This is a genomic window from Sphingobacterium sp. MYb382, from assembly GCF_037572665.1.
In the GTDB taxonomy this organism is placed as follows: domain Bacteria; phylum Bacteroidota; class Bacteroidia; order Sphingobacteriales; family Sphingobacteriaceae; genus Sphingobacterium.
Genome location: NZ_JBBGZT010000011.1, coordinates 41,176 through 65,558, shown reverse-complemented (window position 1 = coordinate 65,558; position 24,383 = coordinate 41,176). Strand labels below are relative to the sequence as shown.

The window sequence follows — 24,383 nt, the reverse complement described above, 5'->3', positions numbered from 1 at the left end:
GAATGGAAATCTTGCCATTCTATTACTTCAGCTCTTTTTTGTACTTTTGCAGGATGCAAGAAAGCGAAAACCGTCTATTTAAGTTTCCGAAATTTGAGGATCTAATTATTCATGAAGATGACAACTTGATTGTCATCAATAAACCACCTTTTGTAGCCTCTTTGGATGACCGTGCAGGCAGTGAAATTAACATTCTACGCTTAGCGAAAAAGTATCATCCAGATGCGCAGGTATGTCACCGTTTAGATAAAGAAACTTCGGGCATCCTTCTTATCGCGAAGAATCCAGAGACTTACCGTTTAGTATCTATCGAGTTTGAGCGCCGCCGGGTAAATAAAGTATACCATGCTGTTATTGGAGGTACACATACCTTTGACGATCTACATGTTAATCTTCCTATCCTCAACCAAGGACAGAAGAATGTATCTATCGACAGAGCAAAAGGTAAGGCTGCTGAAACAATATTCAACAGTTTACAATATTTCAAACATTACACGTTAGTGGAATGTAAACCAATCACAGGTCGTATGCACCAGATTCGTATTCACTTGGCTACACAGCACGCGGCTATTGTGAACGATGAGATGTACCGTGGTAAGCCTATCTTTTTATCACAAATTAAAAAGCGTGGTTTCACACTCGCTAAAAACGAGGAAGAGCAACCGATTATCAAGCGTTTTGCGCTACACGCCAGAGCGGTAAGCTTTACAATAAATGAGAAAGCATATGCTTTTGAGGCTGATTATCCGAAAGATTTTGCTACTTTACTACGTCTATTAGAAAAATTTGATAGTTAAGAACCCGTATTCATTATGATAAAGGACAAAAAGAAATTCTGGAAAATAACGAGCAACATCATTTTTGGTCTTATCATCATACTTTTGTTGGTTCCAACAAGTCGTGTTTGGATTCAGCAAGGTTTGATGAAAGTAGGTCTTTTCAAGCCTAAATTGGAGCAACCAGCAGAAGTGCCTGCGGCAGCGGCAGAAACGACAACAGAAGATAAAGCGCCTGTTACGGCTGTTTTTTCGGATGATGAAGGAAAACCTGTTGATATTCTTGACCTAAAAGGAAAAGTTGTATTTCTTAATTTCTGGGCTACTTGGTGTCCTCCTTGTAAAGCGGAGATGCCTTCGATCCAAAATTTGGTAAAGAAGTTCAAAGGCAATGATAAGGTTGTTTTCATGTTGGTAGAGATAGAGCATGAAAAAGAAAAAGCTCATACTTTTTTAAAAGAGAACAAGCTGAATCTACCAATTTACTATCCAGAGAGTGAGATTCCTTCTGAATGGCTAGGTCAGTCTATTCCGACAACCATCATCTTGGATAAAGATGGTCGTATCGCTGCGCGTCATGAAGGTATGGCAGATTATGACCGTAAAGAAGTTTTTGAGTTTATAACCGATTTAATTAATAAATAATGACTAGAAGTGAGTTGGTCGCACAGATAAAAGCGAAGAAAAGCTTTTTATGCGTTGGCTTAGATACCGATTTAACGAAAATACCGACGCATCTTTTGGATGATGAGGACCCTATTTATTCCTTCAATAAAGCTATTATTGAAGCTACTGAGGATCTTTGCGTTGCCTACAAACCTAATATTGCATTCTACGAATGTTATGGTGTTAAAGGATGGCAATCCTTGCAAAAAACATGGCAAGCGCTACCAAAAGACTGCTTCAGCATTGCTGATGCTAAACGTGGCGACATTGGTAATACCTCTAAGATGTATGCTACAGCCTTTTTTGATGAGCAGGTATCGGGATTAGGTTTTGATTCTATTACTATCGCTCCTTATATGGGCAATGATTCCGTTACGCCATTTCTAGAATTTGATAATAAATGGGCTATTGTATTGGCCTTGACGTCCAACCAAGGAAGTAAGGATTTTCAGAACTTTGAAAACCAAGATGGCACACAACTATTCGAGTATGTAATTGATAAAGTAAACACTTGGGGTAGTATCGAAAACACCATGTATGTTGTTGGTGCGACTCGTGGTGAGGCTTTTCTAAAAATTCGTGAGCATGCTCCGGATCATTTCTTACTCGTGCCAGGTGTTGGTGCTCAAGGAGGTTCCTTGCAAGATGTTTGTCAATACGGAATGAATAAAGACTGTGGGCTTCTGGTGAACAGCACGCGTGGTATTATCTACGCTTCAAACGGAAAAGACTTTGCGGAGAAAGCACGAGAAGAAGCTATAAAGCTTCAAAAAGAAATGGAACTAGAGCTAATTAAAGCGACCATCATTTCGTAAAATAACGAGTAAAACAAAAGGGATGAAAAGCTATAGTTAAACTTAGCAAAAACATTGTTCTTTGAGTTAAATGTAACATTTTTGGCACAATAATTACCGAAGAGGAGGATATGCGTAAAAACTACTTATATCCTTCTTTTTTTATCGGTCTAGCCTCCTTTAGTGGATGCAGCTCCCTCTATATGCCCAATGTTCCTGCCACGCCCATGTTGCGCGAAAGTGGTGAAGTTTACGTAGCAGCACATAGCTCCATGAAAGGAAACCTCAGTGCGAATGCAGCAGTGGCAATTAGTCCACATGTAGCTTTACTGGCCAACGGCTCCTATCGGGAGCATGCTAAAGAAAGTGCACGCCAGGAGCTCTTCGACCAAAAGATAGTTGAAGGAGGAATAGGCTACTTTACCAAAGTGGGTAAAGCAAAAAAGCAACTTTTTGAGGTGTATGCCGGCTATGGTTTGGGGAGATCTCGCCAAGACGACCGGCGGGCGGGACTACGAGGAATGGAAACGCAAGAATTGCGGGAGATGGATTTTGACAAAATATTTGTACAGGTGAACTACTCCTCTACTAAGCAGGACAGGGTGCAGCTATTTGGTAAAAAACGTACGATAAGTTATGGTACAGCTATCCGTTTTAGTCGTGTAGCGATGCAGGACTTCAAGATCAACAAAATTGAGCAAACGAAGGAAGAGGCATATTTCGCTGAGCCTTTATTCTTTACCCGCTTGGAGCTCAACAAGGGACTACAGCTGCAATATACTAACGGTTTTAACGTTAACTTACTCAGCAACGAGTACTTAAAAGCGGGCAACGCCGTTTTCACCTTAGGCTTGGCCTACAATTTTTACAGAAAAAAGAAATAAAATATACACATGAAATTACGAATCTTAGTACTATCTATTGCTACCTTTTTGGTGAGCAGCTGTTCCATCAACAAAGACCAGGTGGCAGCCTTAGCCAAATGTGACTACCAAGTAGAATCATTACAGAATGTTAAATTAGCAGGAAAAAATGCAGAAACATTCATGGGCGGCAATGGCGTAAACTTAGCGGCGCTACCTGCTGTAGCGATGGCGATGTTGACCAAAGATTTACCTTTGGAGGCGCAAATCAATATGAAGGTATCAAATCCGACAGCGAAAAAGACAGCAATCAACTCTTTTAAATATTTAATTGAAATTCAAGGAAAGCCACTTTTCGAAGGTACGGTAAATGAGAACATCAATTTGACACAAGGTCAAAGTATGGTTGTTCCTTTAACTTTTAAAGCCAATATTTTCAATACAGCACACGAAAATGGTATCGATAATTTGATGAATGAAATTTTCACTAGAAAAGGAGAAGGATTTTTAGTTTTGAAAATTAAGCCTTCTTTCAAAATCGGAAGTCAGAACATCTACTACCCTGGTTACATTACAGTAGATAAAAATTTAGCAAAAAGTATTGGTAAAATTATCTCCAAATAAGCTAAAGCAATAAGCATAAAAAAACCTGATCAATAATTGATCAGGTTTTTTTATGGATTACTAAAACTGCTTATGCATTAATAGCTTTCCAAATCATATCTTTTAACTGTGGTATATTTTTTCCAGCAACGGAAGAAATAAATATAGATGGAATTCCTTTTGGTACTGTCAAAGCCATTTCTGCTTCAAGCTCCTCATCCAACATATCAGCTTTTGTAATTGCCAACAAACGTGGCTTATCAATTAGCTCAGGATTGTAAACCGTTAGCTCGTTTAACAAAATATTATACTCTTCTTCAATAGAACGATCCGTATCTGCAGGAACCATAAAAAGTAATACAGCGTTACGCTCGATGTGACGTAAAAAGCGGTATCCTAAACCTTTACCTTCGGAAGCACCTTCAATAATTCCAGGAATATCAGCCATTACGAAAGATTTACTATCGCGATAAGCAACGATACCTAAATTTGGCACCAACGTGGTAAACGGATAATCAGCAATCTCAGGCTTCGCCGCCGAAACGACAGAAAGCAAGGTTGATTTACCCGCATTCGGGAAACCTACTAAGCCCACATCAGCCAACACTTTAAGCTCAAGGATGATCCATTGCTCCTGCCCTGGCATACCCGGCTGGGAATAACGCGGTGTCTGTTGCGTTGGCGTCTTAAAGTGCCAGTTTCCTAAACCACCTTTTCCACCTGGTGTCAATACTTTTGTTTCACCATCTTCGGTGATATCGAACAAGATTTCTCCGGTTTCGGCATCACGCGCAATGGTTCCCAAAGGCACCTCTAAGATTTCATCTTTTCCGTTAGCTCCAGAACATAAAGAACTACCACCACGCTCACCATTCTGAGCGATAATATGCTTACGGAATTTCAAGTGTAACAAGGTCCAGTGTTGTGTAGATCCTTTTAAGATGATATGTCCACCACGGCCACCATCACCACCATCAGGTCCACCTTTAGCCGTAAATTTATCACGGTGTAAATGCGCAGAACCTCCGCCACCATGACCAGAACGGCAACATACCTTCACATAATCAACAAAATTTGAACCTTGGGCCATCTTCTTATTCCTTACTCTTTAAAATATTAATATTGGTCGATGATAGCAGTTAAGTCATTGAAAATAGTTTCAATTTCTCCGATACCATTTACCTTCGCTAGTTTACCTTGCGCCTCATAATAAGGAAGCACATGGATAGTTTTACTAAAGTACTCTTCTATTCTTTTTTTCAACTTATCTGCTGCATCATCAGCACGTCCAGAAATCTCTTGACGTTTAGCAATACGTTGAGTCAGCTCTTCTTCGTTTACATCTAAAGCTACTACACCGGTAATTTTCTCCGAGATAGACGCTAAGAACGTATCTAATGCTTCTGCTTGTGCAACTGTTCTTGGAAAACCATCAAAAATAAATCCTTTCGCCTGTGGATTTTTCTTGATCTCTTCTTCAAGCATAGCAATTGTAATGGAATCAGGAACCAAATTGCCATCAGCAATAATTTGGCTTACCTGCTGTCCTAGGTTGGTTTGGTCTTTTATGTGGGCGCGAAAAAGATCTCCAGTGGAAATATGTACCAGTTGGTACTTTTCGATTAATCGCTCAGATTGTGTGCCTTTACCAGCACCGGGAGGCCCAAATAAAACAAGGTTTAGCATAAGTTTGCGTGTTTTATGTTCGAAAAAAAAGCCTAATCCCTTTGTGAGAATTAGGCTTAGCTGTTTTCTAAGTGCGCTCAAAGGGAGTCGAACCCCTAACCTTTTGATTCGTAGTCAAATGCTCTATCCAATTGAGCTATGAGCGCGTTAACCATCAGACTTTGACAAACCGTCTTTCTGTTTTGGTGATGCAAATATAGGGATTCTTAAGATATCTGCAAATTCTTTTTTTACTTTTTGTCAATATAATATTAAATAAAAACTTCGTTTATCCCGTCGAGAGGCCACCCTACTTAAGGCATAAGCCCTATGCCTGAGATCTCTACGGATGCTTTTACTGGCAAATCTTTGACTGCAATACAAGTTCTACTCGGGAATTTATTTTTAAAATATTCTCCATAAATCTTGTTCAGCTCGTCATAACGGTCCATATCTTTTAGATAAATGGTGGTGCTAACAAGGTCATCGAAGCTTAATTTATGCTCATCGAGTTGTTTTTTTAAGTTATCCATGACCTGCCGAAGCTCTGCTTCGAAGGAATGATTAACCAATTTTCCAGTTTTTGAATCTAATCCTACCTGTCCTGAAATAAAAAGAAGGTTGCTCGCTTTTACCGCTGGGCTAAAAGGTATCTTCGGTTGCGGAACTTCTAGTGCCTGCAGGGCACATCCAAATAATAAAGCCACGAGAGCCAACATATATATCTTCATCTAGCTAAGATATCATTAACGATAGACTTATTTCAATGCTTTAACGGAGGCGTTGTAAAACATATGTAACAATTTACTTGTAATAAAGAATATATGCAAAAAGTATATTAATTTCCTAAAAAAGCCTTTTATTTATTGAATATCAATAAATAAGTAAAACAAATCATCGCTATATTTGATTTTTTACCGATATTTGAAACAATTATTAACTTATAAGAAATGACAAACGAAACTATTATTACCCTCCTTGTGGCGGGAATCGTAATTAGTAAGACTATTATTGGCTTCTTAATATACCATCTATTAAAAAGAAACCGACAATTGCGCGATGAGAAATTAATGCTTAGCGAATTGAGTCTGAAATTAGAATCTTATGTTTCCGAAGTTCGCCAGCAGAACAAAGAACTGACGCGCGCGGAAGAATTCAAATTAAAGATACTATCCTTAGCGTCTCACGATTTGCGTTCTCCTTTTGTCAATTTACAAATGTTATTAAAATTCAGACATCTCGATGGTTTTAAAGATGAGCAGAATATAGACCAGTTCTTTCATGATATCGAACTTCAGGTTACGAAAGGTAAACAAGTGGTCAATGACATCTTACTTTGGGCTTCAGGCCAATTGAGTGGTGGCGACTTAACAAAAGAGCATTTCAGTATAAAGGAGCGTGTAGACTCCATCATGAGTTTCTTTGACTACCAAGTAAAAGAGAAAGAAATTGATGTAGACGTTTCAATAGATCCAAAATTATCCTTCTCAGGCAATACGAGCATTTTCGATTTTATGCTTCGTAATATGATATCGAATGCTATAAAATTCAATCCGCTCAAAGGAATTATCAAAATTGGGGTATTAGAAGTCTCAAAAACAGGTAGTGTAAAACTATTTATCGAAGATAATGGTGTCGGATTAAATGAGCAAGAGGTTAAATATATCAATACAGGGCAGGCAAGCAGATCTAAACATGGCGACCCTGAGCAAGCGATGGGTATTGGCCTCTCGCTTTGCCAAAGCTTAGCTAGAAAAACAGGCTGGGACTTTTCTGTGAAAAGTAACCGCGGAAAAGGTGCTATCTTTTATGTACAGTTGAACTAATAAAAGCTACGAAAAAGGCTGCATATTAAATATGCAGCCTTTTTATCTATTAAGCCATTCCAGAGGGGTTAGCTACACGCTTCTTTCTCAAACATTATCCCTGCCAGTCCATCTGCACAGAATGCCAAACCTCCTCACCTACTTTTACAGTGGTGAAATTGTCTGCATTTAAGACAAAGCCTACTTTCTCATAGCATTTTATGGCTCCTAGATTCCACGCGTAAACGTTCAAGGAAATCGCCGTTGCATGTAGTTCTTTTAATGAATAACTTATTAAGGCCTGAATAATCGCCTGCCCAAACCCTTTTCCTCTAAATTTTTCATCACCAATAAGTACACGACATAAACGGACAGAACCATGCTGGTTATTATAAATTTCAGCATGTCCAATCGTGCACTGGGTCGTACTATCCACAACTTTAAAGACAGAACGATGCGCATCTTCAAGATAATGATGAAGTTGTTCTTCCGTCAGTGGAAAAGTAAATACAGGCCCCGCGAACTGCGTTAGCAATCCTTCATCAGCTATCCACGCAATCAAAGTTTTGAAATCTTCCGGTGTAAATGGTTTAAGTTGTATCAGTTGACTCATTTTAATTATTTACTATTCGATTTTAAAGATAAAACAAAAAGGTTATTAGAAAATCAAAGTCTATCTGAATTAACAATCTAAACGAGCAAGATTGTATAAATCATTTCAATATAGCGACACGTTGACGTAGAATTATTTTAGCACACTCAAAATGAGCAATATTTTAATGTATAAATTTTAAACATGCTTTTACTTAATAGACAAATACAATTAATCTGTTCATTTTCGAACAGTCCTTGTTCATTACCGTACAAACGAAAGAGAACAAACAACACGTAAACAACTAATAAACAATAAATTAAAACAATGGCAAAAGAAATGCTAGAAAGAAAATAAATAGTTAAATTCATTGTTTAAAGAACATAGCGAATGTTAAAAACATATATTAAGATAGCTTGGCGGAACCTAACGAAAAATCCATCGTTCAGTTTTATAAATATTACTGGGCTGGCCATAGGGTTAGCGACGTGTTTTTTAATTTGTTTATACGTATTTGACGAGCTCAGCTTCGACCGTTTCCATACGAATGCTAATCGTATCGTGCGTGTGGTGTTTCAAGGCACCGTTCCGGGAGGTAAAATCAATGAAGCCAACGTGATGCCTCCTGTGGCGGAAACCCTTAAACAGGAAAATCCAGAAGTAGAATTGGCTACGCGACTGATGGTGGCGGGCGCACCAGTCTTTGAGGTAAATGGAAAACTGTTTTCTCAAGAACAACTTGCTTTTGTGGATAGCACATTCTTCAACCTGTTTAGCTTTCCCCTTACCCAAGGAGATGCCAACAACGTACTCAAACAACCCAATACTGTCGTTATCACAGAACGACTAGCGAAGAAATTCTTTGGAACGACAGCCGTAATTGGCAAAGACATTCAAACGAGTGATAAAAAGGGACGCTTAAAAATAACAGGGGTTTTGGCAGATATCCCTAAAAACTCACATATACAATTCGACCTCTTTGCTTCGATGAGCAATCAGCCCGACGCAAACTCCACTTCATGGATGACTTCGGGATATTATACTTATTTACTTTTAAAGCCTGATTTTGATTATCGTATACTCGCAAAAAGGCTTCCTGATTTATTTGAGAAACATGCAGGCCCACAATTCCCTGCCGCCTTTGGGATGGACTATAAATCTTTCCGAAATTCAGGTAACCATATTGGACTAGAGATACAACCCCTTAAGGATATACATTTACACTCTAACTTTGTTAGTGATTTGAGCCCTGCGGGCAATAGTCAATACATTTATATTTTTGTTTGCATTGCTATTTTCATCCTCTGCATTGCGACGATTAATTTCATAAACTTATCGACAGCTTCCGCTTCAAAAAGAGCCAAAGAGGTAGCTGTCAGAAAAGTGCTCGGCTCAAGCCGCAAAACGATGGTAATACAGTTTCTGTGTGAAGCCATATTAACGACGTCGTTATCGCTTCTTATGGCTTGCGTCATTACTTGGCTTGCTCTTCCTGTTTTTAATAAGGTTGTAGAAAAAGACTTGAATCTTAACTTTTTATCGAATATCTACGCACTTCCATTCTTTTTGGGAATAAATCTATTTGTAGGGATCTTGGCCGGCTTATATCCTGCCCTGTTTTTATCAAATTTTAAACCCTTAAAAATATTTAGAAGTGCCACCAATATGACCGATAAAAATTTTGGTCTACGCAATATTCTAGTGACTTTTCAGTTCTTTATCGCTATTAGCTTTGTGATTGGCACCACTGTTATCTATCAACAGTTGACCTTCATTCAGCAAAAGGATTTAGGCTATAATAAAGACAATTTAATCGTTGTTCAAACGTGGCCTCTTGGCGATAACCAGGATGTATTCATTCAGCAACTAAAAGACGATTCTCGCGTTTCAAATTTAACAAGGTCGGGATATATACCTGCAGGCTCCTCTTACAACAATAACTTTCTAATTCACGACAAACAAACGCCTAAAAACTGGATAAAAACCCTCCGCTATGATGTTGATGAAAACTACATCACTACGATGGGCATGCAGCTCATAGCTGGGCGTAATTTTTCCAAGGCCTATGGTGCAGACTCTTTAACTGCTATTGTGAATGAATCGGCCGTAAAATCATTTGGCTGGGGAAATGATATTCTAGGAAAAACAATTGTTGATGGACAGAACAAATCGCTACAGATTATCGGTGTTGTCAAAGACTTCAATTTTAAATCGCTCTATGAACCTATTACCCCTTTGGTAATGGTTCTTCAGCCTATTGCTGGCGATATTATTATTAAAACAAAATCTGCAGATATTGAATCTCTTATTCAAGCGATAAAGGGTAAATATGAGAGCTATAATCCTGAAGTTCCTTTTTCTTATTCTTTTATCGACCAACGGTTGGAAAATACGTATGCTACAGAGCGGAGAACAAGCTACCTGCTCATCACTTTCTCAGCCCTCACCATATTTGTTGCTTGCTTAGGCCTCTTAGGCTTGACTACATTTGCCGTATCGGCCAAGACTAAGGAGATTGGTATCCGGAAAATATTAGGCGCAAATATTTTCAATATTATGCAGCTTATCGTCAATAGCTTTGTGAAGCTTATCCTGATAGCTTTCTTCATCGCGGCGCCATTAAGCTGGTGGATTACCAAGCAATGGTTAAATGACTTCGCCTATCGGATAAATTTAAATGGGTTGGTTTTTATCTGTGTCGGACTTTTTGTGCTCATCATTGCATTGCTAGCAGTAAGCTGGCAGGTATATCAAGCGGCAAGACAGAACCCTACAAAATCACTTAGAACGGAATAATAACAGACTTATAGCATTTAAATATTTCTTGATTGCGGTTAACTACGATAAAAAACATCCATAAAACTGAATCTTTCCTTTGCTAGTTTTTTATTAATTGGCTCGTAAATCTGTATAAGTTTGTTATCTTTTTTAACTAGTATTCGGAAAGGCTGATTCAACTTTTGGGTAAGATGATATACCGTTAAAAACTCCGCTATATCTTCGTGCCAACTCGCCATACCGTACAGCGAAACAAAAGGCGTACTATTCAATGCTTCATAAATGGCTGAAATCTGGTCTTTAGAAACAACTTTACCGCTTCTGAAGCGAGTGCCTTCTAAAGCAGGAAACAAATACGTATCACTCGGCATATTCATTTTGGTCCAAATACCTTTTGTGAAATCGGTATGAACAGGCACATCGCTTACTTGGGTTACCTTTGGTGTTAACTTCAAAACAGCATCCACGACATGCGTGGCTTCATGCAAAAATACATATTGTATAGCATCTAGTTCACCGCCATCCAACCAAACCGATAATGAGTCATTTACGCCAGTTTTAAAACAAGTATTCTCCTTTTTATTAAGCCAGTCGGTCACAGTTTCGTTCAAGATACCTGCCCGAAAAGTAATATTAAATTGAGCTAAAGAATCTTTGGATTCAACAGGAGATGTCAAAGCCGTATTGGGCATTCCATCCAGAAAGCTTATGCTCTTCAGATGCTTCTGCAATATTTTCTGGTGCAAAGGAGGTAGAATCAAAAAAGCACTTTCCACCTTCTTGAGCTCTTCTTTAGTTAGCCGGTGTTCTACAGGGTCCATGCCCGCTTCCTTAAAGGAATGCATCACTTTTTCTGGGGTTGCAGCAATACGGAAATCTTCTTCATTAATGTGTTGTCCGATGGCAGTCTCCACACCTATAAAGAACAATACAAATAAAACACTGACTAATCTATTCATCAAAAACAGGGTACAAAAAATAAATATTCCTTTTTCTTCTTCAAGGCAACAACTAAAATTAAAAACTAGACTTACGACGAATTCGCTATAACAAGAATTCCGCGCTACTTAGCTATTAATAGCTTCATAAGATTTACAAGAAAACCTTTTTACGAATAAATACATAATTAACACGCACCGTCTTTAGCATAGCTAATGATTTCAGGATTAAAGTTAAGTAACTTTAAGCTATGCTTGATTAATATTTTTTGTAAAAAAATTCGTTACAAGAGATGTCCTAACCAGTATGCAAGCCCCTACATACAGTCGTAGTTTTTTTTGACGGCGCTTGCCTCATCCTATTACTGACTTTGATAATTTTACATCTTATCAAGCAACTCTTCAATATTATAACTGATGAGGACAAGCTCTAAATAGACTTGTTGTACGAAACCTTTCTGAACCATTTTATTAATAAATAAAAGTAATTCATCGTAAAAACCGTCCACGTTTAATATACCTATAGGTTTTTTATGTAAACCCAAGGTAGACCATGTAATCATCTCAAAGAACTCTTCTAGTGTTCCGAATCCTCCCGGCAATACAATTATACTATCACACAAATCGTTCATTTTGGTTTTTCTCTCATGCATTGTATCTACAAATACAAGCTCTGTAAGTCCTTCATGTGCAATTTCCCTTGTTTTTAAAAAATAGGGAAGCACACCGACAACAGTCCCCCCTTCCTGCAATGCGCCGTTAGCAACAGCTCCCATAAGCCCTGTAACCGCTCCTCCATATATCAATTGTATATCTTTTTTAGCTAGGGTTCTACCAACTAATTCTGCTTGAGTTTTAAAAATTTCCGATGAGCCAAAACTAGCTCCACAAAATACTACTGTACTTTTCATTATTACTTATGTTAATCACAAAGCCAATCTATTTACTTTGTTATACTTTACTGAACTATATCTTCTTGAAAAACCTGACCGAGTGCATACTTAATCACTTCTACCGTATACCTCAAATCTGCAGCTGTATGTGCACTAGAAACAAAGCCAACTTCATAGCCTGAAGGACCAAAATACACACCGCAGCGAAGAAGTATTTTATGCATCAACTTATGCCTATGCATCGATGACGGATCTATATCCTCAGCTTTACGCATTACCTCCTGCGTTGAAAATGAAAACCAAAACATAGAACCTATCGAAAACAATACGACTTCATATCCTTGCTGAGTTATATGCTGCTGGACGGCCGTCACCATACCACGTGTTTTACGTTCTAATTTCTCATAAAACATAGGTTTGAGCAATTGCTTTAAAGCCGCGATTCCAGCAGACATGGCTACAGGATTGCCCGATAATGTCCCAGCTTGGTATACAGGGCCATCTGGCGATATCATAGACATTAACGCTTTAGATCCTCCATACGCACCAACAGGCATCCCTCCTCCGATTATTTTTCCAAAAGTTACAATATCAGGCCTCACGCCGTAATATGCTGCTGCACCACCAATACCCAACCTAAATCCTGTTATTACCTCATCAAAAATGAGCATAGCTTTATGCTGTTCTGTAATTTCCCGAAGAAATTTAATATACCCCTTCTCTTGAATTAAAAGACCATTGTTTGCCGGTATACCTTCAATTATCACTGCCGCTATCTGGTCTGCAAACTGACTAAAAACGTATTCTATCGCAGCGCTATCCCCCAATCCAATCACGATCGTCTGCTGCGCAAAAGAATCAGGCACTCCAGCCGACGAAGTTTTTCCCAAGGTGACTAATCCAGATCCAGCTTTGACAAGTAGCGAATCGGAATGTCCATGATAACAGCCTTCAAATTTCACAATTTTGTCTCTACCTGTATACGCTCGTGCCAGCCTAATAGCCGACATTAAAGCTTCCGTTCCTGAACTAACGAAACGTAGTTTCTCTATATGCTCTACATTGTTTATTATAAGTTCGGCAAGTGTATTCTCCAATACTGTTGGAGCACCATAGCTTAATCCTTTGCCTAACTGAGCAGCTACAGCTAAGCGTATTCCTCTATTATTATGGCCTAAAATTAGAGGTCCCCATGAACAGCAGAAATCAATAAATTTGTTGCCATCCTCATCCCATAAATAGGCTTTATCGCCACAAGCTATAAATAAAGGACATCCATCTACCGCTTTGAAGGCTCTGACAGGCGAGTTCACTCCTCCTGGAAAAAGACCTTTGGCTTTCTCAAAAAGTTCTTCTGATTTTTCACGATTAAGCCGCTCACGCACTATAATTCCTTTCATACTTATTCTTTTCAAAAACATTACTTCCATTTCTAACCCAAACACAAAACCCACGACTGATAATCAATGTGCTACACAAAAAAACCAATTAACAATCAACTTTTACTGCGGCAAAGATATTCTAAATCAACACTTATTTTTAGGTACAAATAATATGAAAATAAGTATATTTATTACATGATAAATAATAGTGAATTTCAGTCTGTAGAAGTATTCTATCTCAAATCGAATGAACTTAAGCTTAAAAAGGAAAAATATTATTTCCGTTTCTTATATGTTATAAAAGGCAATGGAACTTATACATCCTTCGATAATACAATCAATTACCAAAAAGGTACCTTAGTATTAATTACCCCTAATGATGGTTTTGATTTCCAAATAAAAAAAGAATCCGAATTTCTAGTTATTCAGTTTCATCTAAAATTCCTTACAGGATATCGATGGAAAACTATTCCTAAAATTGAAAACCTACTTTCCCTAGCATCTCAGACATCGGGCATTTTTTTACAGATAGAATCGGATAGGGAGCTTGTTGGCAATATCACAAAAGCCATGTTAATGAATGTGCAGGCCAATGAATTATATTCCCATGATGTTAACCTCCATTTTACCAATACACTTATCGTTATAGCAGCAAGAAACCTTTCGATTAACAAGCCACAATATTTTTCGGAACAAGTAGACAACAAAATTGAAGGTATCCTTTCTTACATCGAATCCAACATACACAATCCCGACTTACTTAAAGCTAAACTGATATGTTCCATTTTTGGGATTTCGACAAACTATTTCAGCAACTATTTCAAGATTAATTGTGGGACAAGTTTCAAAGAATACATTGCTTCCTACAGAATTAAACTCATTAAACATCGCCTTTTATTTGGAGACAAGCGCATGCGCGAGCTGGCAGAGGAGTTTGGATTCACCGATATAAGCCATTTAAATCGGTATTTTAAAAATAATAGCGGTGTAAGCGTTCGCGACTTTAAAAATAATCAAAAGCGTAGGTAACTTATTAACTTGGCTCCTTAAAATGCTAATACCGCTAATTTCAGCGCCAAGTCCGTGGAAATTAAACCTGCAAATTATTGTGTTGTATGCGTGGGAAATATATTATCTGCCGGGGCTTCACCTCTTTGGTCCATACCGTAATCTCTGACTACCGATGCAACACGTAGGCGATAATGGTCAAATATTGTACTTCGACCGGCTTGCTGCGCTTCCCTATGCATAGCATAATTACGCCACTGCATTAGACTCTGTTCATCACGCCAAAATGAAAGAGATAATAGCTTATGCGGATTGCTTAAACTTTGAAATCGTTCTATAGAAATAAATCCGTCGAATTTCTCCAGCTCTACGAAGAGCATTTTGGCTATATTAAGGTATTCATCTTTCTCTTCCTCTTTGGGAATAACTTCAAATATTACGGCTATCATCTTTTATCAAAATAAATCCAACAAACTACACTTTAATCAATTTAACACTTTTTCTTCTACTAAAAAAGCTGACTTAACAACCCATGCCTAAACTGACTTATTTCGGTTATTTAGGCAAAAATATGATTTGATAAAAAGATTTGGCTAGTCCAGTTTCTGTAAAGGGAAATAGTCCAGCACAGATCTCTTCTCATTTTTTTCATCAAATAACAAATCCCCATTTATATTTAAATGGGGATTTGTTATTTGCCGTAGCAATAAAACCAATAGCTATAGCGGCTAAATCAATTTATTGGTGGTCGCAATCTTAATCAATTCAAACATATTCTTAGCCTTAAACTTCTGTAGCAGATTGCGCCGATGTGTTTCGACCGTTATCACCGAGATAAACAACTGTTCCGCAATTTCTGCCGAGGTCATCCCATTCGAGATTGCTTCCAGCACCTGCTTTTCTCTTTTGGTCAACCTAGGCAGCTCCACTGGTGCAAATACGGGACTCAACATAATCTCTGACACCTTTTTACTCAATGCAAGCTCTCCAACTAGCGCTTTTTCCACACAGGAAACAATCTCCATAGCATCTGCATTTTTAAGAATATATCCACTCCCCCCGTTTTCCAAAAAACGGAATATAATACTTCTTTCCTCTTGGTTACTAATTCCTAATACATGCGTATGGATAGACTTTTGCTTTATAGCCTTACAGAAATCGAGCCCACTACCATCATTTAAAACAATATCCAATAAGACGACATCCACCCTATTCTCCTGAATAAAATCCAGCATAGCCTCCCCTTTGGTAAAGCAGAAAAGCTGATAGCGACTCCCCTCCGCCTGAAACAAAGACTTTAAACCCTCCAAAATCATCGGATGATCATCGACTATCGCTAATGTTATTTTCTCGTTATCAAACATTGCATCCTATATTTAACGTGGTACCTTGTCCTTTTTGAGAGATAACCTCTAGCGAACCCGCAATAAGCTGGACTCTATTTTCTATGTTACGAATTCCTAAGCCATAAACAACCTCCTGAGGGTTGAAACCTATACCATTATCTTCAATGGTAAGGCTCAAAAACTGTTCGTGCTGACTAATCTGAACAATAACATTGGTTGCCTGCGCATATTTAATAACATTACTCAACCCCTCCTGTGTAATGCGGTATAAAGACAGCTGTATAGGAAAAGGAATATCAGCCTTCAAATTAAAAGCTTCAAATTGAACTACAAAATGCGTATTACTCATAGACTCGCAAAGTTCTTTAAGCGCGATTTCTAGCCCGAGGTTCTTTAGCGTCTCCGGCATTAAATTTCGGGATATACGGCGCATCTCCGAAATAGATTTATCAATTTTCTGGAGCAACAGTTGATTATCATCCATTTTTAAAGACGAAATAGATAGGCGTATATTGGCTAACATGCCGCCCATACTGTCGTGAAGATCTTGTGCAATACGCTGCCGTTCCTGCTCCTCCCCGAGTAGCACTGCTTTAGATGCCGCATACAGTTTTTCATTTTCTAAATGCTGTAGCTCCTGCTGATGGCTATTACGGATCTGCTTGTTTAAGCGCTGTTGATTTCGATAATTTAACCAGATCAATCCTGCAATTATGACCGTTAAAATCAAAGCTACCACTAAAAATAGCATACGCATATTCCTTTCTTTAGTTAGCTGAGCTTCTACCTTTTTCTCCCTTACCAACTGATCAATGGTTTGCTCCTTCTGATGGGTATCGTGTACTACCTCCAATTCGTGCATTTTCTCTACTAGCTTCTTCTGCTGCAAGCTATCACTTAAAGCGCTTGCTTTTTTCATCCATTGATAAGCCTCCTTATAATCCCCCATTACTTCATTTACTGCGGCCAGCTGCGTAAAGGTTATCTTTCGGTTATTTGCTTCTTCACCAAGAATTTTATCTGCTAAGATTTGTTCCAAAACGGCTTTTGCCGCAGCATAATCCTTCTGCATTAGGTATACATTATACATCCGGAAATACATCATTTGCTTCAGTAAAGTCTGCCCATGGAGACCTGCAGCATCTATGCCTTTTCGTAATGCCTCCAACGCCGCAGGATACACCTGCTTTGTGGTGTAATACATAGCCTGCTGATAAAAATAATTTGGAAATTGACGCGAATCAGGATAAGGACGCAGCAATGCGGCAGCTTTATCAAGGTATATTTTTGCAGAATCACCTTTTGCCTTGTAACAATAATTACTCACCAGATTGCAATAGGTTATCAAATGGATAGTTCCCTCCTGAGGTAGCTTATCTAAAATATCTAGAGATTTAAAATGATATTTTTGAGCCTTATCGGTATCTCCGACGGACATAAAAGTTAGTCCCATCTGGGTATACGAATAGGCCAACATCAACTCGTCCTTACTGCTTTCACTCAATGGTATACATTGCTCTGTTAAGGTTTTTATTAAAAATTGATAGCCTTTTTCTTCTACTTGTACATAGCCATAGTTATACCAGCTTTTGATATATAGTTCCTTATTGGCACTATCTTCCGCAAGTTCTTTTACAGCTGAGCCAAAGTATTCCTTTGCTTTTCCTTTCTTTCCTCGATTACTATAATATACTCCTTGATAATAATCTAGCACGCCTCTATTGAACTGCTTGTTTTGTGGTGAAGCAAGCACCTTATCTAAAGCTTCTTTACTCCGCACACTATCTGTAGCGGCATAAAACTCAGATAGCAAGAGATAATTTTCCAAACGTAGCTTTTCATTTTTAGCGGTTTGTATCTGCTGGTTAATCCCACTTAAGTAGGCTTTTTCATCTAGCGGCAGTATTTGCTGCGCATAGGCCTGCACACCACAAAAGAGAAATAGTAAACATATATAAAGGTTCTTACACATATAGCAACAAATTAAAGCACAAATACCTGGATAAAAGAGAATACGGTGTATAAAGATTAAAATATACGGGTAAACCCGTAGAAAAAGAATCCTTGTTTTCAATGATTGTGCCAAAAAAGCAAGCTACGGATATTTGTAGGTAAAACAATCTCAAAAACTAAAAGCATGAAAAATTTTAAACTAAAGACCATTTTCTTTACTGTTGTAGCTGCTATGACCTTAGGAATTTTTACCGTAGGATGTAGCAAAAGTGATGATAAAAACGAGGAAATCACGCCGGATAAGAACAACTATAAAATAACAGTATCGCTTACCGACGTAGATCCTGCACGGGACTTTGTATCCGTAGCAATAGCTGGTGGAACAGGAACAGGAAAAACAGATGTTTGGAAAGTAGATGGAGTCGTTAAAACTGGTGAATCGGCAATAAGCTTAAATAAAAACAACTTTGGTCCAGGCAAAAAAACCTATGTTATCGAATCAACAGAACCTATAATGGCATTCTCTGGTGGTATTCAGATTATCAACGCTGGTGCACCATTACCAATAAGTTTGAAAATTGAAAAAGGTGGAAAAGTAGTAGTTGATGAGAATGTAACTTTATCGGGTGATGGCACCGACTTTACAAAACGCTATTCTTTTTAAATATTAAGGATTGCTTTGGAGCACGATACCCCTCTCTGTTTTAACGTTAAAATAGAGAGGGGTATTATTTTATCCCCATTCCATAAAAGAACATACCTCTCCATAACACTTTTAAAGATTCTCGTCGGCAGAAATATTTTTTTTGATAAACTTCTCTAAAATATTCATTTTTTGGTACTAGCTTTGTTAGTATTTAATTATGATGTTAGGAAATTACACAATCGTTTGCATTTTAGCTTTAGCTTCTTGTACGCAAGAGCGCGCTTCAAAAAACACGCCTATCGAAAAAGATAGTACGACGGAGTCTGCCAAGGAGATTACCATGACTGACAACCAACGCTATTGTTTTATTTCTAGTGAAAATCGTGATACGACTAGATTAGTGTTTACCATCACAAGTAATCAAGTAGTAGGAGAAATGAATTGGATTCCATTTGAAAAAGATTCAAAAAAAGGTTCCATAAAAGGAACGATAAATAACAATGTCGTTAATGCCCTATGGACCTATATGCAAGAAGGTGTGCAAGACACGGTTAATATAGCATTTAAGGTATCACCTGAACACTTAGAGCAGAAACCTTTTATCTATAACGAGAAAAATCAAAGACTACAGACAGATCAATCAGCTGACTTCACAATAATTTACAAAAGAGAAGATTGTAATACATCGAAGTAAAATAGTAGCGTCTTCCACTATTAAATTGAAAGGTTTCAAAGTTAGACGCACAAAAGTAAATGATACGCTGCCTACTATACTGCGTAGTATAATTTTGGGACATACAACATAGTGTGTCCCAAAATTAAATTTAACCTATAGCATTGAGCCATTCAGCTCCCCTCCCATTTTTTTCTAGCCCAACTTTTGGATGTAATACGTCTTATTTCAAAAATTTAAATAACCACAAAGGTTTACTACGGGTAGCTTTAGAAGGAAGAACGAAACAAAACTAAAAATTACATCGACTATTAGTGATTAAACGTCTATAATTCAACGTAGAGTCTATAATTTTTATATAAAATTGAATAACGAAACCAGAAGGAGCATTATCAATTCAGAAAAAATTGAAAATCTACTAAAAACACCGAATTTTCTAAGCATTAAGAATTTTACTTTCAAAAAGTACAAGACAAACTTCATGAGTGGATTAATCTAAGCTTAGGTTTAGAATTACAAAATGAACTTATTGCACTTGCCAAAGATTATAAACAGTTCAAAGAAGTCTATTAAATATCGATGACCACCTTTCCATTATTCTTACGCATATCAATTGCTTCGTATGCACGATCTGTGGAGGTGAAACTATATAATTCTGAATCAACCCATGTCTTTAGTTTTCCCGCTTCTACAAGCTGTTTAGCTTGCTGTAAAACTCTTCCATGATGAGCTTTGTTATTGCCGGATAACAAAGGGTACAAAGTGAATACGCCAGAATAGGTCGCTCCCCGAAAGGATAAAGGTGCAAGACTATGCGTGCCCCATCCAAGAATGCTTACCACATGCCCAGTATCTCTTCTTGATGCTTTAAATGAGTCATCCAAAACACTGCCCCCCACAGTATCCAACACGATATCAAAACCTTCTCCATTGCTATACGCTTCTATGTAAGCCTCGGCAGAAAGGCTTTTATAATCAATGGCGATAGCACCATACTGCGCTATCAACTGATCTCTACCAGGCTCAACGGTTGTATAAACCAATGCTCCTTTAGCCAAAGCAATTTGTACGGCCATATGCCCCACCCCTCCTGCACCACCGTGTATGAGAACGGTTTTTCCAGACTGCACATTTGCTTTCTCGACTAAGGCTTCCCATGCGGTGATAAATACCAAAGGAATAGTTGCCGCTTCGCGAAACGTGAGGTTTAAAGGTTTTAAAGCTAGCAAATCCTCATCCACAGCAACATATTCAGCTAGTGAACCTTGTAAATCAGACACGCCTCCTACCATTCCATATACCTCATCGCCCACCTTAAATTGCGATACACCAACACCAATAGCCTCCACCACACCAGCAAGGTCCACACCTAAAATTGCGGGCAATTTAATCTGAGCATGCGCTGCCTGTTCACGCATAATTTTCAAATCTAAAGGGTTTACACCACTGGCTTTTACCTTTACCAATACCTGGCCTTTCTCTGCTATGGGTTTTTCTACTTCGATTAATTCATAAGGAGCATTAAATGCTTTCAAAACAAGTGCTTTCATTCTACGTCTTTTTTTAAGATTAATTCATACAACAAATTTCAGCATCGTTTAACCATTACAGTTGTAATAATACACCATTATGGGGTAATATTACAACTGTAAAATATTTCACAGATAGCCAACTTTCTCCATGACTTTCCTTTATTAAAGCCAATCATTCCAAATCCTTCACATGCATATACATTTTAAAATTTAAGCTAAAGGCTACAATCAACATTTAAAAAAATGTTTTTATACACCTTTTCAGGGTATATTTACGCATGATTAAAGATCACTTGCGAGAGCCTTTTGAATTAGTACTTAAAGAGTATATGGATGTTTGTCCGAGAGGGCAGCATACGCATACCTTCTTTGAATTGATTTATATTGTTTCAGGCACAGGTAAACAATGTATTAATGATGCAAGTATTGATTACCAACCCGGTAATTTATTTCTTGTTGCGCCCAATGATTCTCATATTTTTAGAATCGAGACAACATCACAATTCTTCTTTGTCCGTTTTAATAATGTTTTTGTACAATCATCTAAGAAAGACCAGGACTTGATACAGCAGCTTGAGGTAATCTTAAAAAATGCAAAGCACGAGCCTGGAAGCATCATAAAAAATGAAAATGATAACCATGCTGTAAAACAGCTAATGGATATGCTTATTCAAGAACATCTTCACCAAGACCTATATCATCATCACCTTTTAGCACAACTGGTTAACACATTGTTAATTTATATCGCCAGAAACATATCCTCGGTATTTCCTGAACCTATAAATCAAAGTAGTGAAGAAAAAGTGATTCGTATTCTTCAGCACATCCAAGCTAACATTTATTATCCGGAACAATTAAAAGCAGAAACAATTAGTAACTGCTTTGGCATATCAACTTCATACCTAGGTCGTTATTTCAAAAAACACACAGGAGAATCATTACAACAATATATATCAAATTACAAATTGAAGTTGATTGAAAACAGGCTTTTGCATAGTAATATGCGGATAAAAGAAATTGCAGATGAATTTGGCTTTACGGACAAAAGCCATTTGAATAAATTCTTCAAAAAGAATAAAAATATGAGCTTGATGGCTTATCGCACAACGGGCAAAGTCAAAAACCAATAAAAACCTTTAACACCTGATTGTTAACTAGAGGCAAAACACATCTTTACAATTTACTTTTCCGACTAGTTTGGTGCAGCAGTATGAACTCATACAGGATTTCAATAATCTCAATGGTCGCGGCTTTTATAATCTCCTCCTGAGATTCGGCAAAGACACATTCTATGAAAAATTGAAATCTGCATATTGGATATTTATTAAAACTGTTTCTACTGGATTATTCATATCCGTCACGTTACTTGCGTAGGCAAACCCTGTCACGATGATGACAGCGAAACTCCTGGTGGGATAATAAAAATTAAGCTAAAAAATGGAAGGAACGAAGGAATGTAGTTATTAAATAGCTATATTTTAGAAAATTTGTAAAATGGTATACGTATATTTTACAAGATTAAAAGATAATATAGTCGACAGGAACTATAATGTGTAAGCACATCTTATAAAACATTAATCAGTGTAGTTTATTATAAAACGATTTTGGTATGACATATAATGAGGGTTTAGTTTTTATTAAAAGCTTATTTGAATTGCATAAAGCTTCCGATATAGGAAATATTAAAACCAATTTAAGTATAGGAAACATTAGAATAGAAACTCCTGGCTATAAAAAAAATGGCGATTACAAAGTACTTCTTAAAATAGAGGGAGAAGAAAATCTTGTAGCCTATAGCCATGCTGATATAGTAAACTCTATATATAAAAACACTACGCCAGAAAATGCATTAAATATAATTAATGGTTTTGAATGCCTTTTTTTAAATGGACTAAACTCTCAAAACACTTTTTTTAGTTCTGAATGTAAGAATTTATTATTTTGGCTAACTCTTCAAGAAGACTTAAACTATCCTATGGATAGGTATCAAGGTAGAAAGCTCCCATTTCAACGATACTATGAAGCTATATTAGCCAAACTTGGCTATTGTAGTTTAAATTTTATCATAGAAAGAACAAATAATCATGGAGGAGGAAGGCCCAATCTTTTAAATATACCAGACGAGATTAAAAGACCAGTTTTTTATGATTTAAATACGGCATTTTAGATGAGACAAGTAGGAAATAACTAAATCTTGAAAAGTTTAAATTGTAAAATTCTGTCCAACCATCTGTAAATTATTTTTACAGAAGAGTCAACTCAAGCATTTATATTAAAAATGCTTGAGGCTAGTTATCCAAGGGGACACTTGCCTCAAGCATTCATGAGAGATATAGTTAAGGGCAAACTTCTTTAATTAGAATATTTTCAACCCAATGATTCCTGCGACAATAAGTCCTGCAGATAGTAATCTAAATATACTTGCAGAATCATTAAAGAAAATAACGCCTACAATAAGGGTTCCTAGTGCTCCAATTCCTGTCCATATCGCATAGGCGGTACCAATAGGAATGGTCTTCTGCGCATAAAAGAGCAGCGCCCCACTTACAGCCATCGATGCAATACCAAACAGTGCCCAGCTAACCTTTCCAGTAGTAGCCTGCTGAGCCATCTTCAGACCTACAGGCCAACCAATCTCAAAAATTCCAGCAATAATTAATGCAATCCAGTTCATATCCTATCTTTTTTATTTGGTTCAAAGATAAGATCGGTATCAAGGCGTTTTTTTGATGTACATCAAAATATGCGCTACCGCCTAATTCGGCTCAACGTTTCGGCTGTAATGCCTAGATAAGAGGCAATATGTCCAAGATTAATCCGATTTAATAATTTGGGCTGCTTTTTGATTAAAGAATGATAACGCTCAATCGCGAATTCGGTATGTAGGGAAGTAATACGCTCCTCCATAATGATACATACTTCCTCGGCTAACAATCGACCTATAAGATTAAACTCGGGGAACTGCTGGTAGATAGCATCTAAATCTTCCACCGAAAGTATATATAATTCAGAATCTTCCAGAAACTGTATGTTTTCGAAGGATGGTCGTCTTTTATAGAGCGGTAAAACAGAACAGAAGATTTCATTTTCTTCGCCAAACCAGCTGTTAACTTCCTTCCCATTAGCATGAAAATACGAACGTATGATTCCTTTACTGATTACAAAGTAACTAGACATAATCTGCCCTTCCCTAAGCAAATGTTCATATTTGTTTTTAGAGAAAAACTGGGTTCTTTTGGCAATTTCCTCCTGCAACTTTTCACTTAGGTAACCATACTTCTTTAGCTGTTCAATCAAAGGATTCATTCTTTTAGAAAATTATGGGTTATTGATAAATTTAATTTTCAGCGCAATACAAGATACTATATCTTAACAAAAAATAGGAACCTTAGTTTAAGTCAAAATAGCATAACCTGTTAAACACCCATTTTTAATAAGAATACGGAATAAACAAGGTATAACATCACTAG

General features: G+C 37.4%; 25 protein-coding genes and 1 tRNA gene. 12 read left to right on the top strand and 14 right to left on the bottom strand.

The window, feature by feature from the left end; genetic code table 11:
- The first annotated feature begins 53 nt into the window (after nucleotides 1–53).
- From WH223_RS04550 to WH223_RS04530, 5 genes are all read left to right on the top strand, one after another.
- Nucleotides 54–797 carry an RluA family pseudouridine synthase gene (locus WH223_RS04550; RefSeq protein WP_340046351.1) on the top strand — a complete coding sequence of 248 codons (744 nt, stop codon included), beginning with the start codon at nucleotides 54–56 and terminating at the stop codon, nucleotides 795–797.
- A 15-nt stretch (nucleotides 798–812) separates the two neighbouring features.
- Nucleotides 813–1,421, top strand: a complete 609-nt coding sequence (locus WH223_RS04545) for a TlpA family protein disulfide reductase (RefSeq protein WP_340046350.1) — start codon at nucleotides 813–815, stop codon at nucleotides 1,419–1,421.
- Nucleotides 1,421–2,257, top strand: coding sequence for an orotidine-5'-phosphate decarboxylase (gene pyrF / locus WH223_RS04540; RefSeq protein ID WP_340046349.1), 837 nt, complete (start codon nucleotides 1,421–1,423; stop codon nucleotides 2,255–2,257). The genes WH223_RS04545 and pyrF overlap by 1 nt, the downstream gene beginning before the upstream one ends.
- 110 nt (nucleotides 2,258–2,367) lie before the next feature.
- On the top strand, nucleotides 2,368–3,120 hold the full coding sequence (locus WH223_RS04535; protein ID WP_340046348.1) for a hypothetical protein: 753 nt from the start codon (nucleotides 2,368–2,370) through the stop codon (nucleotides 3,118–3,120).
- Between the two features lie 9 nt (nucleotides 3,121–3,129).
- Entirely contained in the window at nucleotides 3,130–3,723 is a 594-nt protein-coding gene (locus WH223_RS04530; RefSeq protein WP_340046347.1) for a hypothetical protein, read from the top strand.
- Between the two features lie 70 nt (nucleotides 3,724–3,793).
- On the opposite strand, the gene obgE is transcribed toward WH223_RS04530, so the two are convergent.
- The 4 genes from obgE to WH223_RS04510 all read right to left on the bottom strand — a co-directional run bounded on the left by obgE (nucleotide 3,794) and on the right by WH223_RS04510 (nucleotide 6,098).
- Nucleotides 3,794–4,792 carry a GTPase ObgE gene (gene obgE, locus WH223_RS04525; RefSeq protein WP_340046346.1) on the bottom strand — a complete coding sequence of 333 codons (999 nt, stop codon included), beginning with the start codon at nucleotides 4,790–4,792 and terminating at the stop codon, nucleotides 3,794–3,796.
- A gap of 26 nt (nucleotides 4,793–4,818) precedes the next feature.
- Nucleotides 4,819–5,388, bottom strand: coding sequence for an adenylate kinase (locus WH223_RS04520; protein ID WP_340046345.1), 570 nt, complete (start codon nucleotides 5,386–5,388; stop codon nucleotides 4,819–4,821).
- Between the two features lie 72 nt (nucleotides 5,389–5,460).
- Nucleotides 5,461–5,534: transfer RNA gene (locus WH223_RS04515), tRNA-Arg, on the bottom strand.
- Nucleotides 5,535–5,681: 147 nt separating this feature from the next.
- The gene (locus WH223_RS04510) at nucleotides 5,682–6,098 is read right to left on the bottom strand and encodes a RidA family protein (protein WP_340046344.1); all 417 of its coding nucleotides are present in this window, start codon (nucleotides 6,096–6,098) and stop codon (nucleotides 5,682–5,684) included.
- Nucleotides 6,099–6,317: 219 nt separating this feature from the next.
- Between WH223_RS04510 and WH223_RS04505 the strand changes: the two genes are divergently transcribed.
- Nucleotides 6,318–7,193, top strand: coding sequence for a sensor histidine kinase (locus WH223_RS04505; protein WP_340046343.1), 876 nt, complete (start codon nucleotides 6,318–6,320; stop codon nucleotides 7,191–7,193).
- 94 nt (nucleotides 7,194–7,287) lie between these two features.
- Here WH223_RS04505 and WH223_RS04500 read toward each other — a convergent pair whose 3' ends face one another.
- Nucleotides 7,288–7,785, bottom strand: a complete 498-nt coding sequence (locus tag WH223_RS04500; protein WP_340046342.1) for a GNAT family N-acetyltransferase — start codon at nucleotides 7,783–7,785, stop codon at nucleotides 7,288–7,290.
- Nucleotides 7,786–8,154: 369 nt separating this feature from the next.
- On the opposite strand from WH223_RS04500, the gene WH223_RS04495 reads away from it, so the two are divergent.
- On the top strand, nucleotides 8,155–10,560 hold the full coding sequence (locus WH223_RS04495) for an ABC transporter permease (RefSeq protein ID WP_340046341.1): 2,406 nt from the start codon (nucleotides 8,155–8,157) through the stop codon (nucleotides 10,558–10,560).
- Between the two features lie 38 nt (nucleotides 10,561–10,598).
- Here the strand turns inward: WH223_RS04495 and WH223_RS04490 are convergent, their stop codons facing one another.
- From WH223_RS04490 to hemL, 3 genes are all read right to left on the bottom strand, one after another.
- Nucleotides 10,599–11,501, bottom strand: a complete 903-nt coding sequence (locus WH223_RS04490; protein ID WP_340046340.1) for a hypothetical protein — start codon at nucleotides 11,499–11,501, stop codon at nucleotides 10,599–10,601.
- A gap of 359 nt (nucleotides 11,502–11,860) precedes the next feature.
- Nucleotides 11,861–12,391, bottom strand: a complete 531-nt coding sequence (locus WH223_RS04485; RefSeq protein ID WP_340046339.1) for an LOG family protein — start codon at nucleotides 12,389–12,391, stop codon at nucleotides 11,861–11,863.
- Between the two features lie 47 nt (nucleotides 12,392–12,438).
- Nucleotides 12,439–13,773: a glutamate-1-semialdehyde 2,1-aminomutase gene (gene hemL / locus WH223_RS04480; RefSeq protein WP_340046338.1), complete on the bottom strand. Its 1,335-nt coding sequence runs from the start codon at nucleotides 13,771–13,773 to the stop codon at nucleotides 12,439–12,441.
- A 177-nt stretch (nucleotides 13,774–13,950) separates the two neighbouring features.
- Here hemL and WH223_RS04475 point away from each other — a divergent pair, with 177 nt between their 5' ends.
- The gene (locus WH223_RS04475; RefSeq protein ID WP_340046337.1) at nucleotides 13,951–14,784 is read left to right on the top strand and encodes a helix-turn-helix domain-containing protein; all 834 of its coding nucleotides are present in this window, start codon (nucleotides 13,951–13,953) and stop codon (nucleotides 14,782–14,784) included.
- A gap of 74 nt (nucleotides 14,785–14,858) precedes the next feature.
- On the opposite strand, the gene WH223_RS04470 is transcribed toward WH223_RS04475, so the two are convergent.
- From WH223_RS04470 to WH223_RS04460, 3 genes are all read right to left on the bottom strand, one after another.
- Complete coding sequence (locus WH223_RS04470; protein ID WP_340046336.1) at nucleotides 14,859–15,212, bottom strand: antibiotic biosynthesis monooxygenase family protein; 354 nt, start codon at nucleotides 15,210–15,212, stop codon at nucleotides 14,859–14,861.
- 279 nt (nucleotides 15,213–15,491) lie between these two features.
- On the bottom strand, nucleotides 15,492–16,127 hold the full coding sequence (locus WH223_RS04465) for a response regulator transcription factor (protein WP_340046335.1): 636 nt from the start codon (nucleotides 16,125–16,127) through the stop codon (nucleotides 15,492–15,494).
- Nucleotides 16,120–18,081: a tetratricopeptide repeat-containing sensor histidine kinase gene (locus WH223_RS04460; RefSeq protein WP_340046334.1), complete on the bottom strand. Its 1,962-nt coding sequence runs from the start codon at nucleotides 18,079–18,081 to the stop codon at nucleotides 16,120–16,122. The genes WH223_RS04465 and WH223_RS04460 overlap by 8 nt, the downstream gene beginning before the upstream one ends.
- Nucleotides 18,082–18,246: 165 nt before the next feature.
- Here WH223_RS04460 and WH223_RS04455 point away from each other — a divergent pair, with 165 nt between their 5' ends.
- Together WH223_RS04455 and WH223_RS04450 are read left to right on the top strand one after the other, a co-directional pair.
- The gene (locus tag WH223_RS04455) at nucleotides 18,247–18,726 is read left to right on the top strand and encodes a hypothetical protein (protein WP_340046333.1); all 480 of its coding nucleotides are present in this window, start codon (nucleotides 18,247–18,249) and stop codon (nucleotides 18,724–18,726) included.
- 199 nt (nucleotides 18,727–18,925) lie between these two features.
- The gene (locus WH223_RS04450) at nucleotides 18,926–19,402 is read left to right on the top strand and encodes a hypothetical protein (RefSeq protein WP_340046332.1); all 477 of its coding nucleotides are present in this window, start codon (nucleotides 18,926–18,928) and stop codon (nucleotides 19,400–19,402) included.
- A 548-nt stretch (nucleotides 19,403–19,950) separates the two neighbouring features.
- On the opposite strand, the gene WH223_RS04445 is transcribed toward WH223_RS04450, so the two are convergent.
- The gene (locus tag WH223_RS04445; RefSeq protein ID WP_340046331.1) at nucleotides 19,951–20,931 is read right to left on the bottom strand and encodes a zinc-dependent alcohol dehydrogenase family protein; all 981 of its coding nucleotides are present in this window, start codon (nucleotides 20,929–20,931) and stop codon (nucleotides 19,951–19,953) included.
- Nucleotides 20,932–21,191: 260 nt separating this feature from the next.
- Here WH223_RS04445 and WH223_RS04440 point away from each other — a divergent pair, with 260 nt between their 5' ends.
- Nucleotides 21,192–22,043: an AraC family transcriptional regulator gene (locus WH223_RS04440; protein WP_340046330.1), complete on the top strand. Its 852-nt coding sequence runs from the start codon at nucleotides 21,192–21,194 to the stop codon at nucleotides 22,041–22,043.
- A gap of 479 nt (nucleotides 22,044–22,522) precedes the next feature.
- Nucleotides 22,523–23,080, top strand: a complete 558-nt coding sequence (locus tag WH223_RS04435; protein ID WP_340046329.1) for a hypothetical protein — start codon at nucleotides 22,523–22,525, stop codon at nucleotides 23,078–23,080.
- A gap of 189 nt (nucleotides 23,081–23,269) precedes the next feature.
- Here WH223_RS04435 and WH223_RS04430 read toward each other — a convergent pair whose 3' ends face one another.
- Together WH223_RS04430 and WH223_RS04425 are read right to left on the bottom strand one after the other, a co-directional pair.
- Nucleotides 23,270–23,587, bottom strand: a complete 318-nt coding sequence (locus tag WH223_RS04430) for a DMT family transporter (RefSeq protein ID WP_340046328.1) — start codon at nucleotides 23,585–23,587, stop codon at nucleotides 23,270–23,272.
- A 74-nt stretch (nucleotides 23,588–23,661) separates the two neighbouring features.
- Entirely contained in the window at nucleotides 23,662–24,219 is a 558-nt protein-coding gene (locus tag WH223_RS04425) for a Crp/Fnr family transcriptional regulator (RefSeq protein ID WP_340046327.1), read from the bottom strand.
- Nucleotides 24,220–24,383: the final 164 nt, after the last annotated feature.

What these genes read in the sequence shown, in the direction of transcription:
- WH223_RS04550 (WP_340046351.1), top strand. Translation starts at nt 54, where the DNA reads ATGCAAGAAAGCGAAAACCGTCTATTTAAGTTTCCGAAATTTGAGGAT.
- WH223_RS04545 (WP_340046350.1), top strand. Translation starts at nt 813, where the DNA reads ATGATAAAGGACAAAAAGAAATTCTGGAAAATAACGAGCAACATCATT.
- pyrF (WP_340046349.1), top strand. Translation starts at nt 1,421, where the DNA reads ATGACTAGAAGTGAGTTGGTCGCACAGATAAAAGCGAAGAAAAGCTTT.
- WH223_RS04535 (WP_340046348.1), top strand. Translation starts at nt 2,368, where the DNA reads ATGCGTAAAAACTACTTATATCCTTCTTTTTTTATCGGTCTAGCCTCC.
- WH223_RS04530 (WP_340046347.1), top strand. Translation starts at nt 3,130, where the DNA reads ATGAAATTACGAATCTTAGTACTATCTATTGCTACCTTTTTGGTGAGC.
- obgE (WP_340046346.1), bottom strand. Translation starts at nt 4,792, where the DNA reads ATGGCCCAAGGTTCAAATTTTGTTGATTATGTGAAGGTATGTTGCCGT.
- WH223_RS04520 (WP_340046345.1), bottom strand. Translation starts at nt 5,388, where the DNA reads ATGCTAAACCTTGTTTTATTTGGGCCTCCCGGTGCTGGTAAAGGCACA.
- WH223_RS04510 (WP_340046344.1), bottom strand. Translation starts at nt 6,098, where the DNA reads ATGAAGATATATATGTTGGCTCTCGTGGCTTTATTATTTGGATGTGCC.
- WH223_RS04505 (WP_340046343.1), top strand. Translation starts at nt 6,318, where the DNA reads ATGACAAACGAAACTATTATTACCCTCCTTGTGGCGGGAATCGTAATT.
- WH223_RS04500 (WP_340046342.1), bottom strand. Translation starts at nt 7,785, where the DNA reads ATGAGTCAACTGATACAACTTAAACCATTTACACCGGAAGATTTCAAA.
- WH223_RS04495 (WP_340046341.1), top strand. Translation starts at nt 8,155, where the DNA reads ATGTTAAAAACATATATTAAGATAGCTTGGCGGAACCTAACGAAAAAT.
- WH223_RS04490 (WP_340046340.1), bottom strand. Translation starts at nt 11,501, where the DNA reads ATGAATAGATTAGTCAGTGTTTTATTTGTATTGTTCTTTATAGGTGTG.
- WH223_RS04485 (WP_340046339.1), bottom strand. Translation starts at nt 12,391, where the DNA reads ATGAAAAGTACAGTAGTATTTTGTGGAGCTAGTTTTGGCTCATCGGAA.
- hemL (WP_340046338.1), bottom strand. Translation starts at nt 13,773, where the DNA reads ATGAAAGGAATTATAGTGCGTGAGCGGCTTAATCGTGAAAAATCAGAA.
- WH223_RS04475 (WP_340046337.1), top strand. Translation starts at nt 13,951, where the DNA reads ATGATAAATAATAGTGAATTTCAGTCTGTAGAAGTATTCTATCTCAAA.
- WH223_RS04470 (WP_340046336.1), bottom strand. Translation starts at nt 15,212, where the DNA reads ATGATAGCCGTAATATTTGAAGTTATTCCCAAAGAGGAAGAGAAAGAT.
- WH223_RS04465 (WP_340046335.1), bottom strand. Translation starts at nt 16,127, where the DNA reads ATGTTTGATAACGAGAAAATAACATTAGCGATAGTCGATGATCATCCG.
- WH223_RS04460 (WP_340046334.1), bottom strand. Translation starts at nt 18,081, where the DNA reads ATGTGTAAGAACCTTTATATATGTTTACTATTTCTCTTTTGTGGTGTG.
- WH223_RS04455 (WP_340046333.1), top strand. Translation starts at nt 18,247, where the DNA reads ATGAAAAATTTTAAACTAAAGACCATTTTCTTTACTGTTGTAGCTGCT.
- WH223_RS04450 (WP_340046332.1), top strand. Translation starts at nt 18,926, where the DNA reads ATGATGTTAGGAAATTACACAATCGTTTGCATTTTAGCTTTAGCTTCT.
- WH223_RS04445 (WP_340046331.1), bottom strand. Translation starts at nt 20,931, where the DNA reads ATGAAAGCACTTGTTTTGAAAGCATTTAATGCTCCTTATGAATTAATC.
- WH223_RS04440 (WP_340046330.1), top strand. Translation starts at nt 21,192, where the DNA reads ATGATTAAAGATCACTTGCGAGAGCCTTTTGAATTAGTACTTAAAGAG.
- WH223_RS04435 (WP_340046329.1), top strand. Translation starts at nt 22,523, where the DNA reads ATGACATATAATGAGGGTTTAGTTTTTATTAAAAGCTTATTTGAATTG.
- WH223_RS04430 (WP_340046328.1), bottom strand. Translation starts at nt 23,587, where the DNA reads ATGAACTGGATTGCATTAATTATTGCTGGAATTTTTGAGATTGGTTGG.
- WH223_RS04425 (WP_340046327.1), bottom strand. Translation starts at nt 24,219, where the DNA reads ATGAATCCTTTGATTGAACAGCTAAAGAAGTATGGTTACCTAAGTGAA.